General features: G+C 64.5%; 13 protein-coding genes and 1 pseudogene. 11 read left to right on the top strand and 3 right to left on the bottom strand.

All coding sequences use genetic code 11. The features are described 5' to 3' along the window. Together AC0L2Y_RS14720 and xylB are read left to right on the top strand one after the other, a co-directional pair. A pseudogene (locus tag AC0L2Y_RS14720) lies at nt 1–544 on the top strand (tetratricopeptide repeat protein); the annotation flags it as partial. A gap of 191 nt (nt 545–735) precedes the next feature. Then, on the top strand, nt 736–2,190 hold the full coding sequence (gene xylB / locus AC0L2Y_RS14715; protein WP_473557222.1) for a xylulokinase: 1,455 nt from the start codon (nt 736–738) through the stop codon (nt 2,188–2,190). A gap of 38 nt (nt 2,191–2,228) precedes the next feature. On the opposite strand, the gene AC0L2Y_RS14710 is transcribed toward xylB, so the two are convergent. Next, complete coding sequence (locus AC0L2Y_RS14710; RefSeq protein ID WP_473557189.1) at nt 2,229–2,591, bottom strand: nuclear transport factor 2 family protein; 363 nt, start codon at nt 2,589–2,591, stop codon at nt 2,229–2,231. A gap of 110 nt (nt 2,592–2,701) precedes the next feature. Here AC0L2Y_RS14710 and xylA point away from each other — a divergent pair, with 110 nt between their 5' ends. After that, complete coding sequence (gene xylA / locus AC0L2Y_RS14705; protein ID WP_473557187.1) at nt 2,702–4,027, top strand: xylose isomerase; 1,326 nt, start codon at nt 2,702–2,704, stop codon at nt 4,025–4,027. 111 nt (nt 4,028–4,138) lie between these two features. On the opposite strand, the gene AC0L2Y_RS14700 is transcribed toward xylA, so the two are convergent. Next, nucleotides 4,139–4,771, bottom strand: coding sequence for a TetR/AcrR family transcriptional regulator (locus AC0L2Y_RS14700; protein ID WP_473557219.1), 633 nt, complete (start codon nt 4,769–4,771; stop codon nt 4,139–4,141). Nucleotides 4,772–4,864: 93 nt separating this feature from the next. Here AC0L2Y_RS14700 and AC0L2Y_RS14695 point away from each other — a divergent pair, with 93 nt between their 5' ends. Together AC0L2Y_RS14695 and AC0L2Y_RS14690 are read left to right on the top strand one after the other, a co-directional pair. Beyond that, nucleotides 4,865–5,521: an O-methyltransferase gene (locus AC0L2Y_RS14695; protein ID WP_473557185.1), complete on the top strand. Its 657-nt coding sequence runs from the start codon at nt 4,865–4,867 to the stop codon at nt 5,519–5,521. A 166-nt stretch (nt 5,522–5,687) separates the two neighbouring features. Continuing rightward, nucleotides 5,688–5,897: a hypothetical protein gene (locus AC0L2Y_RS14690; RefSeq protein WP_254815980.1), complete on the top strand. Its 210-nt coding sequence runs from the start codon at nt 5,688–5,690 to the stop codon at nt 5,895–5,897. A gap of 6 nt (nt 5,898–5,903) precedes the next feature. On the opposite strand, the gene AC0L2Y_RS14685 is transcribed toward AC0L2Y_RS14690, so the two are convergent. Beyond that, entirely contained in the window at nt 5,904–6,884 is a 981-nt protein-coding gene (locus AC0L2Y_RS14685) for a GlxA family transcriptional regulator (RefSeq protein WP_473557182.1), read from the bottom strand. A gap of 76 nt (nt 6,885–6,960) precedes the next feature. Between AC0L2Y_RS14685 and bcoG the strand changes: the two genes are divergently transcribed. The 6 genes from bcoG (at nt 6,961) to AC0L2Y_RS14655 (ending at nt 13,690) form a co-directional block, all read left to right on the top strand. Continuing rightward, nucleotides 6,961–7,872 (top strand): 3-dehydrocarnitine:acetyl-CoA trimethylamine transferase BcoG, encoded by a 912-nt coding sequence (gene bcoG, locus AC0L2Y_RS14680; protein ID WP_352490421.1) that lies wholly within the window; start codon nt 6,961–6,963, stop codon nt 7,870–7,872. Nucleotides 7,873–7,903: 31 nt separating this feature from the next. After that, complete coding sequence (locus AC0L2Y_RS14675; RefSeq protein ID WP_473557178.1) at nt 7,904–8,533, top strand: HD domain-containing protein; 630 nt, start codon at nt 7,904–7,906, stop codon at nt 8,531–8,533. Beyond that, on the top strand, nt 8,530–9,603 hold the full coding sequence (locus AC0L2Y_RS14670; protein ID WP_473557176.1) for a 3-hydroxyacyl-CoA dehydrogenase NAD-binding domain-containing protein: 1,074 nt from the start codon (nt 8,530–8,532) through the stop codon (nt 9,601–9,603). Before AC0L2Y_RS14675 ends, AC0L2Y_RS14670 begins: the two co-directional genes overlap by 4 nt. Nucleotides 9,604–9,607: 4 nt before the next feature. Further along, nucleotides 9,608–10,771, top strand: coding sequence for an acyl-CoA dehydrogenase family protein (locus AC0L2Y_RS14665; protein ID WP_473557173.1), 1,164 nt, complete (start codon nt 9,608–9,610; stop codon nt 10,769–10,771). A 65-nt stretch (nt 10,772–10,836) separates the two neighbouring features. Beyond that, nucleotides 10,837–12,915, top strand: a complete 2,079-nt coding sequence (locus AC0L2Y_RS14660) for an acetate--CoA ligase family protein (protein ID WP_473557218.1) — start codon at nt 10,837–10,839, stop codon at nt 12,913–12,915. Next, nucleotides 12,908–13,690, top strand: a complete 783-nt coding sequence (locus AC0L2Y_RS14655; RefSeq protein ID WP_473557171.1) for a carnitinyl-CoA dehydratase — start codon at nt 12,908–12,910, stop codon at nt 13,688–13,690. The genes AC0L2Y_RS14660 and AC0L2Y_RS14655 overlap by 8 nt, the downstream gene beginning before the upstream one ends. The last annotated feature ends 207 nt before the right edge of the window (nt 13,691–13,897 follow it).

Here is a 13,897-nt window from a genome sequence, read left to right as displayed (position 1 = left end):
GCCGGCGGCGCGGTGGGCCCAAATTTTGGTTCTTCCCTGGGTTTTGTGGGGGGGCGTCCTTCGGGGGGGTTGTTTTGCGGGGTTGCGCTGGACTGCGCTCGCCGCCAACTGGTTGCCCAAGGCCAGCGCCGGCCATTATGCCTTCAACGACGCCCACGCGATGATGGCGTTCGTCGGCGCCGGCCTCGACGCGCCGGCCCGCGGCTTGCTCGAGGCGCAGCGCGAGGCGATGCAGGGTAAGGACGACAACGCTGCTTTCACCCGGGATGTCGGCCATCCGCTGACGCTCGCCATCAAGGCATTCGGCGAGGGCAATCATGCCGAGACGATACGCCTGATCCGGCCGATCCGGGCAATCGCCCATCGCTTCGGCGGCAGCCACGCCCAACGCGACGTCATCGACCTGACGCTGATCGAGGCGGCCTTGCGTTCCGGTGATGGCGCGCTGGCGAGGGCGCTTGCGGCGGAACGCGCGCTGGCACGGCCGGACAGCCCGTTGTCGGCACTGTTTTCACGGCGCGCAACCGCTCTCGCGGCGAATTGACCAAGACTAAATCTTGCCTTAAAAACTGCCCCGGCCAGATTTTTTCGAGTGTCGAAAAAATCTTCGCGTGTTGACCGGGGTGCGTTTCCGGCGGCACGATTGCCGGGATATCTTCGCCGCCCGTGTCGCAGGACTGGGCGGGGAAGCAAGGAAGACCGTCGCCGCCAGGCATGACGGACATGGGAGGAAACATGTATCTCGGCCTCGATCTCGGCACGTCGGGCGTCAAGGCGCTGCTGATCGATGCAAGGCAGAGCATCGTCGGTTCCGGCCATGCGCCGCTCGACGTGTCGCGCCCGCATCCCGGCTGGTCCGAACAGAACCCTGCCGACTGGATCGGCGCCTGCGGAGCCGCGATCGCCGAGCTGAAAGGCACGCATGCGAAGGAACTCGCGGCGGTCAAAGGCATCGGCCTTTCCGGCCATATGCATGGCGCCACCCTGCTCGATGCCGCCGACCAGGTGCTGCGCCCCTGCATTCTGTGGAACGACACACGCAGCCACGCCGAGGCGGCCGCGCTCGATGCCGACCCGCGCTTTCGCAAGCTGACCGGCAACATCGTCTTTCCCGGTTTCACCGCACCGAAGCTCGCCTGGGTTAAGAACAACGAACCGGCTGTTTTCGCCAAGGTGGCAAAGGTCCTGCTGCCGAAGGACTTTTTGCGGCTCTGGCTCGCCGGCGAGCATATTTCGGAAATGTCGGATTCGGCCGGCACGTCGTGGCTCGATGTCGGCAGACGAGCCTGGTCCGCCGAACTGCTCGCCGCCACGTCGCTCGACGAAAGGCAGATGCCGTCATTGGTCGAAGGCACGGGCAAGGCCGGTGCCTTGCGCAGCGAATTGGCTGCGAAATGGGGCATGCAGGCGGGTATCCCGATCGCCGGCGGCGCCGGCGATAACGCGGCCTCGGCCTGCGGCATGGGCACGGTCGGCGCCGGCCAGGCTTTCGTCTCGCTCGGCACGTCGGGCGTGCTTTTTGCCGCCAATGCCTCCTATCTGCCCAATCCGGAAAGCGCGGTGCACACATTCTGCCACGCACTGCCCGGCACCTGGCACCAGATGGGCGTCATCCTGTCGGCAACCGATTCACTCAACTGGCTGTCGGGGATCGCTGGAAAAAGCGCCGGCGAGTTGACCGCCGAACTCGGCGATGTGCTGCAGGCGCCGACTGGCGTCTCGTTTTTGCCCTATCTCTCAGGGGAACGGACGCCGTACAATGATTCGGCCATTCGTGGCGCGTTTACCGGGCTTGCCCACGAGTCTGGCCGCGTGGCGCTGACCCAGGCCGTGCTCGAAGGCGTCGCCTTCGCCTTCCGCGACAGCCTCGACGCGCTGGCCAAAGCCGGCACGACGCTGACCCGGGTAACGGCGATCGGCGGCGGCTCGCGTTCGCGCTACTGGCTGAAGGCCATCGCGACAGCGCTTGGCCTGCCCGTCGATATTCCAGCCGACGGCGATTTCGGCGCCGCCTTCGGTGCGGCCCGGCTTGGCCTGATCGCGGCGACCGGTGCCGATCCGCGCGCCGTGTGCACGGCGCCGGCGACAGACACCACGGTCGAGCCGGTCGCCGCCCTCGGCGATGCCTATGAGGATGCTTATCAGCGCTACCGGGCGCTTTATCCGGCGATCAGGAGCGCCACGGCGTGAGCGGATTCCCGCCCTCGCCGCGGCCCGCCGAGAAGGCCTCACTGCGCCGGCACCTTGTCGAGAAAGCCGGTGATGCTTTTCAGCCGGCCATTTTCGATGACGCCGATATCTGTGCCTTCGATGACGGACTCGGTGCCGTCCGGCCCGAGGTTCCACGAGAAGCGGATGGTATCGGCGAAGCCGTCCGGCTTGCCTTTCAGCGAGAACCTGAAGCCGGCGAAGCGCTGCTGCACGCCTTCGATCAGCGCGGCGATGCCGTCATGGCCGTCGCCCTGCATGATCGGATCGCGATAGCCGACGTCCTCGGTGAAAGCCGCCTCGAGCAAGGCCTTCCTGCGCGCGGCGTCGCTCTCGTTCCAGGCGGCGATGTAGTTTTCGGCAATGGTGTTGAGGTCGGTCATGGTCTGTCTCCTTCGTTGAGTGGCTTTGACATGAGCCTTTTCGACCAGCGCCAGCGCGAAACCAATTACGCCTGAGGTAATCAGGCCGAACCATGCGAGAGGAAAAGAACATGACCAGCGGTTTTTTCGGCGACATCCAACAGATCAAATACGAGGGACCGGATTCGACCAATCCGCTGGCCTACCGGTTCTACAATCCCGACGAGATCGTCGCCGGCAAGCGGCTCGAAGACCATCTGCGCTTTGCCGTCGCCTATTGGCATTCCTTTGCCTGGCCGGGCGGCGATCCGTTCGGCGGTCAGACCTTCGACCGGCCGTGGTTTCCGAAGGCCGGCGGTGTCGACACGATGGAACTGGCCAAGCTCAAGGCCGACGTCGCCTTCGAGATGTTTTCGCTGCTGGGCGCGCCTTATTTCTGCTTCCACGATGCCGATGTGCGACCTGAGGGCCGGGACTTTTCCGAAAGTGCGGCGCGGCTCGACGAGATCGCCGACTATTTCTCGGCAAAGATGAAGCAGACCGGCGTCAAGCTGTTGTGGGGTACGGCGAACCTGTTCTCCAACCGCCGCTTCATGTCGGGCGCCGCCACCAATCCCGATCCGGATGTCTTTGCCTATTCGGCGGCGACGGTGAAACACTGCATCGACGTCACCAAGCGGCTGAACGGCGAGAACTACGTGCTGTGGGGCGGCCGCGAGGGCTATGAGACGCTGCTCAACACCGACCTTGGCCGCGAGCAGGAACAGGCCGGCCGCTTCCTCAACCTGGTCGTCGACTACAAGCACAGGATCGGCTTCGAAGGCACCATCCTGATCGAGCCGAAGCCGCAGGAGCCGACCAAGCACCAGTATGATTACGACGTCGCCACCGTCTATGGCTTCCTCAAGCGTTTCGGACTGGAGAATGAGGTCAAGCTCAACATCGAGCAGGGCCACGCCATCCTGGCCGGCCATTCGTTCGAGCATGAACTGGCGCTGGCCAATGCGCTGGGAATCTTCGGCTCGATCGACATGAATCGCAACGACTACCAATCGGGCTGGGATACCGACCAGTTCCCAAACAATGTGCCGGAGATGGCTCTCGCCTACTACCAGGTGCTGCAGGCAGGCGGCTTCAAGACCGGCGGCACCAATTTCGACGCCAAGCTCAGGCGCCAGTCGCTCGATCCGCAGGATCTACTGATTGGCCATGTCGGCGGCATGGATTGTTGCGCTCGCGGCCTCAAGGCGGCAGCGCGCATGGTCGAGGACAAGGCGCTGTCCGCCCCGCTCGCCGAGCGCTATGCCGGCTGGGATTCGGCCGAGGCCAAGGCGATGCTTGCCGGCAAGCGCACGCTGGAGGAAATCGCCGAGCGCGTCGTCAAGGAAAAGATCGAGCCGCAGCCCAGATCCGGCCGCCAGGAATTGCTCGAGAACATCGTCAACCGGTACGTCTGAGGCGTACCGATTCGCGGCTGCATTGACTTTCCGCGGGGCTGAAACCGACGACAAGGTTTGCCCCGCGCAAAACTTGCACGGCCTGTCCGCTGACCGGGTCTGGCGCTTGGCTTAGCCATGATCGAGGCCTCTCAGGTAGGCGCAGAACATGTCGGCCATGGCGTCGGCGTAGGCTTCGATCTCCGCGGAGGTTCGGGGCGCCTCCGAGAACTGCTTCCCCACCGTGCTCAGCGTCGTCATGACCAGGTCGCCGGCCAATTCGCGAGTCACTTGCGCGGTGTTGGGCATCGCCTCCTGCATGAAGAGCTGGATGGTGCGGTCTCCGGACGCCCTTGCCACCTGCGCCTCGGGCGCGTCGCGGTAAAGCGGCGCGGCGTCGTCGAGCGCCACACGCACCGCGGCCTCGTCACACTCCGAGCGAAGGAAGGCGTGGACCAGGCCGCGCAGCCTTTCAAGTGGCAGTTTTCTGACATCCTCGAGGATGTCGCGCAGCAAACCGGTCGTCTGCCGCCATTCGTCGCTCTGGAGCCGGAACAGGATCGCCGCCTTGTTCGGAAAATACTGATACAGCGATCCGACACTGACACCGGCCTTCTCGGCCACCCGCGCCGTGGTGAAGCGCTGCGCGCCTTCTTTCGCCAAAACCTGAACAGCAGCCTGCAAAATCGCAGCGACGAGCTCTGCCGAGCGGGCCTGCTTGGGCTGTTTTCGCGAGGAAATCCGCGGACTTCGGTGATCGCTCATTGAGAGGCGCGCCAATGCGATTAGTGAATGCGAATGATTAGTCGTATTTTGAATGCCGCACAAGAACGCATTCCATTCCGACTGGAGACCGATATGACCACACTGACGACAAAGCCGCTCGCGCCCCTGCTGGACCGCCTGTTCGAGGAAGCCGCTGCGGCAACGAGCCCTGCAGTGGCGGAGCTCTCCGCCGAGGAGCGGAGCCGCCTCATTCGGAGCAAGACCGAATACCTCGATTTCTATGGGCGGCTAAGGGACCTCTGGCTTCCCGTCTCGCGAGAGACCGGCACGCTGCTCTACATGCTGGCACGAGGCGGCGGCGCACGGACGATCGTCGAATTTGGAACCTCGTTCGGCATTTCGACCCTGCATCTTGCCGCAGCCTTGCGGGACAATGGCGGCGGCCGCCTGATCACCAGCGAGTTCGAGCCGTCCAAGGTGGCGCGCGCCAGGAGCAATCTGACGGCAGGCGGTCTCATTGACATGGTTGAAATCCGCGAGGGAGACGCGCTGCAAACATTAAGCGTCGATCTTCCCGAAACCGTCGACCTGCTTCTGCTCGACGGCGCCAAAGCGCTCTATCCCGAGATCTTGAGTCTGGTTGAAATCCGCCTCAGGGCGGGCGCCTTCGTCGTTGCCGACAACGCCGATCTTTGCCCCGAATACCTCGAGCGGGTGCGCTCGACCGGGAGTGGCTACATGTCCACGCCGTTCGGCGAGGATGTTGAACTGTCGATGCGGCTTGGCTGAAGCACTGCCTGACCTGCCGGAACGATCGTGCCCAAGATGGGCGGCGGCGGACAAAACTTTGCCCGGCATCGCCCATCAATCGCCTCGCTCTTGCCTTCAAACAGCCGTCACGAACCTCCTATAGTGTGGTTCGTGGCGGGAATCAGAAAGAAGGAGGCGAAACGATATGCAGCACGAACGCGAAATCGACGCCCTGCTCTCATCTGGCGAGGCCGGATCGATCATCGACCGGCTGATGGCGCTGCCGCACCCGAAGCAAGGTGCGCTGAGTGCAAACGAATGGGATCGCGCGGTCGCCAGCCGCTTCGAGACCCATCTTGCGAGACAGATGCGCTCGCAGATCGACGGCAACAGCGACCGCCAGGACGCTGCCTGATCCCCACTATCTCTGGCGCAGCCTGACCGGCGCTTCGCCGAACGCTCTTGAAAACGCTCTGGAAAATGCCGCGGCGGACGAAAACCCCGTTCGCCCGGCAATGTCCGCCATAGCGATGCGCGTGTCGACCACCAGCCGGCGCGCGGCGCCGAGGCGCAGCCTGAGGTAATAAGCGCCGGGCGTTTCGCCGATCGACTTGCGAAAGATGCTTTCCAGCGTCCGTGCCGTCACCCCGGCGCGCTTGGCCACCACGGCGATGGTCAGCGGCTGGTCGACATGCGCTTCCATCAGCCGGATGGCTTGCGCCAGCCTGGGATCGTAGCCGTCAAGACGGCCGAGCGAGACCAGCGGCTGGGCGTCCGTCGCGGCGCGCGCCTGGTCGTAGATGAAGACGCTCGCGACATCGAGCGCGACCGCCATGCCGAGCCGCGTGCGGATCAGATGCAGCATCAGGTCGAAGGTCGGCGAGGCGCCGCCTGTGGTGAACACCGGCCCGTCGATGACGTAGCGGTCGGGGCGCACGTCGATGCCGGGAAAGGCCGATGAAAAATCCTCCATGTCCTCCCAGTGGGTGGTGGCGCTGCGCCCTTCCAGCAAACCCGCGCGCGCCACCAGCCACGTTCCCGCCTCGACGCCGCCGCAGGCGCGTGCCGCGCGCGCCGCCCGGCGCAGTCCGGACAGCAGGGCCGATGTGGCGTAGTTCTGCGTGCCGAAGCCGGCGACGACGACCAGCATATCGGTTGCGTCAGCCGCATCGAAGCGGCCGCTGACCGCCACCGGCAGGCCGCATGTGGTGACCGGCGCCTCGCCTGTGACCGAGACCAGTCTGAAATCGAACAGCGTCTCACCGGCAATGCGGTTGGCGGCGCGCAAGGGATCGACAGCCGAGGCGACGCACATGATCGACGAGCCGGAGAATACCAGCAGCGTTACCTTGAGCGGCAAACGCTCAGCCCGAAAGATCGTCGGTTTTTCGTTTTTCGTCACACGATCTTCGTAAAACGCAAAACAGTTTCCGGCAAGTCAGGCATTCTTGCCCTACGTTCTATTGGGAGAGAGTCCGATGCCGCTTGCGATGAACCGTGAGGTCTTCATTACCTGTGCCGTGACCGGGTCCGGCAGTTCGCAGGACCGTAGCCCGCATGTGCCGCGATCGCCCAAGCAGATCGCCGATTCGGCCATCGAGGCAGCAAAGGCAGGGGCTGCGATCGTCCACTGCCATGTGCGCGATCCCGAGACCGGCAAGCCTAGGCGCGACGTGCATCTTTATCGCGAAGTAACGGAGCGCATCCGCGCGGCAGACGTCGACGTGGTTTTGAACCTGACCGCCGGCATGGGTGGCGACATGGTGTTCGGCCCGCCGGAAAAGCCGCTGCCGCTGAACGAAAAAGGCACGGATATGGGCGGTGCCAGCAACCGCATGGAGCATGTGCGCCAGTGCCTGCCGGAAATCTGCACGCTCGACTGCGGCACCATGAATTTCGCCGAGGCCGACTATGTCATGACCAACACGCCCGGCATGCTGCGCGCCATGGGCGGCATGATGACGGCGCTCGGCGTCAAGCCGGAGATCGAGGCCTTCGACACCGGCCATCTCTGGTTCGCCAAGCAACTGGTCGAGGAAGAAGTGCTGAAGCCCGACGCCTTGGTGCAATTGTGCATGGGCGTGCCGTGGGGGGCGCCGGACGACCTCAACACCTTCATGGCCATGGTCAACAATGTGCCGTCGACCTGGAACTGGTCGGCCTTCGCCATCGGCCGCAATCAGATGGCCTATGTCGCGGCCGCGGTGCTGGCCGGCGGCAATGTCCGGGTCGGGTTGGAGGATAATCTCTGGCTCGACAAGGGCGTGCTGGCGACCAATGCGCAGCTGGTCGAGCGGGCGGTCAGCATCGTGTCGAATATGGGCGCCAGGGTCATCGGCCCGGATGAGGTGCGCAAGAAGCTGAACCTGACGAAGCGCGCACCGCTTTGAAAAGCCGGTAGCTGGTTGGGAGGAGCCGCCGATGAAGACCGTGAAATTCACTGCGATGAAGGACGGCGACCGCGAGGATTATGCCTTCCTCACCGAGCACGAGATCGACTATGCGGCAAAGACCGGCGAGCGGTTGCTCGACGCGCTAGTCCAGCTCGACGAAGGGCTGTCGGGCTACAAGATCACCCGGCTCGGCCATTCGCTGCAAGCGGCGACGCGGGCCTGGCGCGACGGCGCCGACACCGACTGGATTGCCTGCGCGCTGCTGCACGATATCGGCGACATCTATGCACCCTATAATCACGACGAGTATGCAGCTTCGATCCTGAAGCCTTTTGTGCGCGAGCAATGCACCTGGGTGGTGGAAAAGCACGGCGATTTCCAGCGCCTCTATTACGCCCATCACCTCGGCGGCAATCCACATGCCCGCGACCGCTTCGCCGGGCACATTTACTTCGATGATTGCGATGAGTTCTGCGAACGCTGGGACCAGTCGAGCTTCGACCCGGATTACGAGACATTGCCGATCGATTTCTTCCGGCCCTTTGTGCTCGAAGTGTTCGCGCGCAAGGCCTATGACGCGTCCGTTATCCGTGCCGGCGAGCGTGTCGCCCTCACCGACCCCGCAACAGCCAGGACAAGAACCGGAGCCTCCGCATGAGCATCATCAACAAGGCGGCCGCGATCGGCGGCGGCGTCATCGGCGCCGGCTGGGTGGCGCGGCTGCTGCTCAACGGCATCGAGGTGTCGATCTTCGATCCCGACCCCGAGGCGTCACGCAAGGTCGGCGAGGTGATGAAGGGAGCGCGACGCGCCTACAAGCAGATGCTGCCCGGCGGCCTGCCGAAAGAGGGCAGGCTTACCTTCGCCAAGACGATCGCCGAGGCGGTGGCCGATGCCGACTTCATCCAGGAAAGCGTGCCGGAGCGGCTCGACCTCAAGCACCGCGTACTGGCCGAGATCGACCTTTATGCGCCGGCCAACGCCATTGTCGGCTCCTCCACCTCCGGCATCAAGCCGACCGACATGCAGGTGGCGATGAAGAAGCACCCGGAACGGTTGGTCGTCGGCCATCCGTTCAACCCCGTCTATCTCCTGCCGCTGGTCGAGATCGTCGGCGGCGAACAGACCTTTCCCGAGGCGATCGAGGTCGCCAAGGAGATGTATGCCTCGATCGGCATGAAACCTGTCGTCATCCGCAAGGAGATCGAGGCCTTCGTCGGCGACCGCCTGCTCGAAGCGGCCTGGCGCGAGGCGCTGTGGCTGGTCAAGGACGGAATCTGCACGGTCGAGGAGCTTGACGACATCATGCGCTATGGCTTCGGCCTGCGCTGGGCGCAGATGGGCATGTTCCAGGTCTATCGCGTCGCCGGCGGCGAGGCCGGCATGCGCCACTTCATGGCGCAGTTCGGCCCGTGCCTGAAATGGCCATGGACCAAGCTGATGGATGTGCCGGAGTTCAATGACGAGCTGGTCGAGCTGATCGCGACCCAGTCGGACGACCAGGCGCACGGTCTGTCGATCCGCGAGCTCGAAAAGATCCGCGACGACAATCTGGTCGCCATCATGGAGGCACTGTCAAAGCAGAACAAAGGCAAAGGCTGGGGTGCCGGCGCCTTGCATAAGGACTACACCAGGCAGCTGGCCAAGCTTGCGGCGAAGAAGCCCGTTGCCTCCAAGGCGGCCGAAAAGGCCAAGGCTGAAAAGCCGAAGAAAAGGAAGAAAGGCTGAGACCATGGATTTTGGTCTTTCGGAGGAGCAGAAGCTCATCGTCGAGACGACGCGGGCCTTCGTCGAGAACGAGCTTTACCCGCATGAGCGCGAGGTCGAGCGTACCGGCGTGCTGCGCCGCGAGCTGATCGAGGAGATCAAGGCCAAGGCGATCGAAGCCGGCCTCTATGCCGCCAACATGCCGGCCGATGTCGGCGGCGCCGGGCTCGATACGGTGACTTGGCTGCTTTACGAAAAGGAGCTCGGCCGCGCCAACTACGCGCTGCACTGGACCTGCGTGGCGCGGCCTTCGAACATCCTTCTCGCCGGCACGCCGGAGCAGCGCGAGAAATATCTCTTTCCCTGCATTCGCGGCGAGAAGTGGGATTGCCTGGCGATGACCGAGCCGGGCGCCGGTTCCGATTTGCGCGGCATGAAGGCAACCGCCGTGCAAGACGGCGACGACTGGGTGCTGAACGGCACCAAGCATTTCATAAGCCACGCCGACATTGCCGATTTCGCGATCGTCTTCATGGCCTCGGGCGAGGAAGAGTCTTCGCGTGGGAAACGCAAGAAGATCACCGCCTTCTTCGTCGACAAGGGTACCAAGGGCTTTACTGTGCGCGACGGCTACCGCAACGTCTCGCATCGCGGCTACACCAATGCCATCCTCGAATTCGACGATTGCCGGTTGCCGGCCAGTCAGATTCTGGGCGAGGTCCACAAGGGCTTCGACGTTGCCAATTCATGGCTCGGCGCAACGCGCCTGCAGGTCGGCGCCACCTGCCTCGGCCGCGCCGAGCGGGCGCTTGGCCACGCCATCGAATACGCCGCGCAGCGCCAGCAGTTCGGCCAGCCGATAGGCAAGTTCCAGGGCGTATCGTTCAAGCTCGCCGACATGGCGACCGAGTTGAAGGCCGCCGACCTGATGGTGTTCGAAGCCGGCTGGAAGTACGATCAGGGCACCGTCACCGACCAGGACATGGCCATGGCCAAGCTGAAGGCCACCGAAATGCTTGCCTTCGTCGCCGACGAGGCGATCCAGATCCATGGCGGCATGGGGCTGATGGACGATTTGCCGCTGGAACGCATCTGGCGCGACGCTCGCGTCGAGCGCATCTGGGAAGGCACCTCGGAAATCCAGCGCCACATCATCTCGCGGGCGCTGCTGCGCCCGTTCGGGGGCTAGAGCATGATCCCAAAAAGTGGAAACCGGTTTTTGGAAAAGATCATACTCCAAGGAAAAAGATGACTATGCACAAACTTGAGCGCCTTTTGCGCCCGCGGACAATTGCCGTCTTCGGTGGTGCGCAGGCTGCTGCCGTCGTCGCACAATCGATCAAGATGGGCTTTGCCGGCGAGATCTGGCCGGTGCATCCGAGCAAGGCCGAAGTCGCCGGCCGCAAGGCCTATCGCTCGGTAGCCGAATTGGCCGGTGCGCCGGATGCCGCTTTCGTCGGCGTCAACCGGCACTTGACCATCGAAGTGGTCAAGGCGCTGGCCGAACGCGGCGCCGGCGGTGCGGTCTGCTTCGCCGCCGGCTTCCTCGAGACCGAGGCCTATGACGAGGACGGCGAGCGGCTGCAGGCCGAGCTGGTCGCGGCGGCAGGCCAAATGCCGATCATCGGGCCGAACTGCTACGGGCTCATCAACTATGCCGACGGCGCGCTTTTGTGGCCCGACCAGCATGGCGGCATCAGGCTGCCAGAAGGCGGCCGCGGCGTCGCCATCATCACCCAGTCGTCGAACATCGCCATCAACATGACGATGCAAAAGCGCGGCCTGCCGATCGCCTTTCTGATGACCGCCGGCAACCAGGCGCAGACCGGGCTTTCCGAAATGGCACTAGGCCTGATCGAGGACGACCGCGTCACCGCGCTCGGCTTGCATATCGAGGCTTTCGATTCGGTAGCCGGCTTCGAAAGGCTGGCGGCGCGGGCGCGCGAGCTGAAGAAGCCTGTCATCGCCATGAAGGTCGGCCGCTCCGAGCAGGCGCGGCAGGCGACCGTCTCGCATACCGCGTCGCTGGCGGGCTCGGACGCGGCGTCCGGCGCGTTCCTGAAGCGGCTCGGCATCGCCCGCATCGATTCGATCCCGGCCTTCATCGAGGCGCTGAAGCTGCTGCACGTCACCGGTCCCCTGCCCGGCTACCGGCTGTCGTCGATGAGCTGTTCGGGCGGCGAGGCATCGGTGATGGCCGACAGCGCCGAAGGCCGCTGGGTGACGTTTCCGCCACTCACCGCCGAGCACCGCGCGCATGTCAAATCGACGCTCGGGCCGCTGGTCGCCGTGGCCAACCCGCTCGACTATCACACCTTCATCTGGAACAACGAGCCGGCGATGACTGCCACCTTCACCGCCATGGTGTCTGGCGGCTTCGACCTCAACATGCTGGTGCTCGACTTTCCGCGCCCCGACCGCTGCTCGGACACCGACTGGTGGGCGACGCTGCGCGCCTTCGAAGCGGCGCTGAAGACCAACGGTGCGCACGGCGCGATCGTCTCCTCGCTGCCGGAGAACTTGCCCGAGGAATATACTGCCGGCCTGATGGCGCGGGGCATGGTGCCGCTGTTCGGCATTTCCGAGGCGATGGACGCCGCCCAGGCTGCAGCCTTCATCGGCTGGGCCTGGCGCGAGCCGCAGGCGCAGCCGATCGACACATCGGCGGCCGGCGCGCCGGCCGGCGGCCATGTGACGCCTGACGAGGCGGAGGCGAAAGCGCGGCTCATCGAGGCCGGGCTCGCCGTGCCGAAGGGCGAGCGCGCCGGCAACGCGGTCGAAGCTGTCATCTCCTCGATGGCGCTCGGCTTCCCGGTGGCGCTGAAGGCGCTTGGCGTGATCCACAAATCCGAACTCGATGCGGTCCGGCTCAACCTCAGGGATGCCGAATCCGTCAGCACTGCGGCGCATGATCTCGGCCCGCTCGGCATCGGCCTTTATGTCGAGCGCATGGTGCGCGACGGCGTCGCCGAGCTGCTGGTCGGCTTCACCCGCGACCCGATGTTCGGCGCGGTGATGACGCTCGGCACCGGCGGCGTGCTGGTCGAGCTGTTGCGCGACAGCGTCACGCTGATGCTGCCGGCGACCCGCGACGATATCGAGGCCGCTTTGCGCGGGCTAAAACTGTTCCCGCTGCTCGACGGTTATCGCGGTCGGCCGAAGGCCGATGTCGCAGCGGCAATCGATGCGATATCAGGCATTGCCGGCTTCGTGCAGCAAAACGCCGGCGAGATCGAGGAGCTCGACATCAATCCATTGATCGTCTGCACCGAGGGCAAGGGCGCCTGGATCGCCGATGCGCTGCTGGTGCTCGGAGACAAGAAGAATGGCTGAAATCATCACCACCCGCCGCGAGGGCACGATCCTCGAAGTCACGCTCGACCGGCCCAAGGCCAACGCCATCGACCTGAAGACGTCGCGGCTGATGGGCGAGACGTTCAAGGCGTTTCGCGACGATCCCGACCTGCGCGTCGCCATCGTCAAGACCGCAGGCGACAAGTTCTTCTGCGCCGGCTGGGACCTGAAGGCTGCGGCCGGCGGCGATGCGGTCGACGGCGATTATGGCGTCGGCGGGTTCGGCGGCTTGCAGGAACTGCGCGATCTCAACAAGCCGGTGATTGCCTGCGTCAACGGCATGGCGGTCGGCGGCGGCTTCGAACTGGCGCTATCCTGCGACCTCATCTATGCGTCGGACCACTCCTCCTTCGCCTTGCCCGAAATCCGCGCCGGCACGCTGGCCGATGCGGCGACGATCAAGCTGCCGAAGCGCATCCCCTATCACGTCGCCATGGACCTTTTGCTCACCGGCCGCTGGATGGAGGTCGCCGAGGCGCATCGCTGGGGCCTGGTCAACGAAGTGCTGCCCAAGGACAGGCTGGAGGACCGCGTCTGGGAGATCGCCCGGCTGCTTGCCAGCGGCCCGCCGCTGGTCTTCGCCGCGATCAAGGAAACGGCCCGGGTCGCAGAATCGCTGACCTTCCAGGACGCCATGAACCGGGTGACGCGCCGGCAACTGCCAACGGTTGACGCACTCTACGGCTCGGAGGACAATCTCGAGGGTTTTCGCGCCTTTGCCGAGAAGCGCGATCCGGTGTGGAAGGGGAGATGACGCTGAGGAGATGATGGCGCGAAACACCCCCCTCTGCCCTGCCGGGCATCTCCCCCTCAAGGGGGGAGATTGGATGTCATCATCGCTTTCGCCAATTGTCGACGCTGGAGAAAAGGCGGTTTCGCCGAAGCTGCCGATCTCCCCCCTTGAGGGGGAGATGCCCGGCAGGGCAGAGGGGGGTGCCTGGGCGCAGTCGTCGCAGGTTGG

This window comes from Mesorhizobium sp. WSM4830 (assembly GCF_055811495.1).
The sequence above is the reverse complement of the archived record's forward strand: the minus strand, read 5'-3'. Positions and strand labels throughout refer to the sequence as shown.

What these genes read in the sequence shown, in the direction of transcription:
- AC0L2Y_RS14655 (WP_473557171.1), top strand. Translation starts at nt 12,908, where the DNA reads ATGGCTGAAATCATCACCACCCGCCGCGAGGGCACGATCCTCGAAGTC.
- AC0L2Y_RS14675 (WP_473557178.1), top strand. Translation starts at nt 7,904, where the DNA reads ATGAAGACCGTGAAATTCACTGCGATGAAGGACGGCGACCGCGAGGAT.
- xylA (WP_473557187.1), top strand. Translation starts at nt 2,702, where the DNA reads ATGACCAGCGGTTTTTTCGGCGACATCCAACAGATCAAATACGAGGGA.
- AC0L2Y_RS14660 (WP_473557218.1), top strand. Translation starts at nt 10,837, where the DNA reads ATGCACAAACTTGAGCGCCTTTTGCGCCCGCGGACAATTGCCGTCTTC.
- AC0L2Y_RS14695 (WP_473557185.1), top strand. Translation starts at nt 4,865, where the DNA reads ATGACCACACTGACGACAAAGCCGCTCGCGCCCCTGCTGGACCGCCTG.
- AC0L2Y_RS14710 (WP_473557189.1), bottom strand. Translation starts at nt 2,591, where the DNA reads ATGACCGACCTCAACACCATTGCCGAAAACTACATCGCCGCCTGGAAC.
- AC0L2Y_RS14670 (WP_473557176.1), top strand. Translation starts at nt 8,530, where the DNA reads ATGAGCATCATCAACAAGGCGGCCGCGATCGGCGGCGGCGTCATCGGC.
- AC0L2Y_RS14690 (WP_254815980.1), top strand. Translation starts at nt 5,688, where the DNA reads ATGCAGCACGAACGCGAAATCGACGCCCTGCTCTCATCTGGCGAGGCC.
- AC0L2Y_RS14700 (WP_473557219.1), bottom strand. Translation starts at nt 4,771, where the DNA reads ATGAGCGATCACCGAAGTCCGCGGATTTCCTCGCGAAAACAGCCCAAG.
- xylB (WP_473557222.1), top strand. Translation starts at nt 736, where the DNA reads ATGTATCTCGGCCTCGATCTCGGCACGTCGGGCGTCAAGGCGCTGCTG.
- AC0L2Y_RS14665 (WP_473557173.1), top strand. Translation starts at nt 9,608, where the DNA reads ATGGATTTTGGTCTTTCGGAGGAGCAGAAGCTCATCGTCGAGACGACG.
- bcoG (WP_352490421.1), top strand. Translation starts at nt 6,961, where the DNA reads ATGCCGCTTGCGATGAACCGTGAGGTCTTCATTACCTGTGCCGTGACC.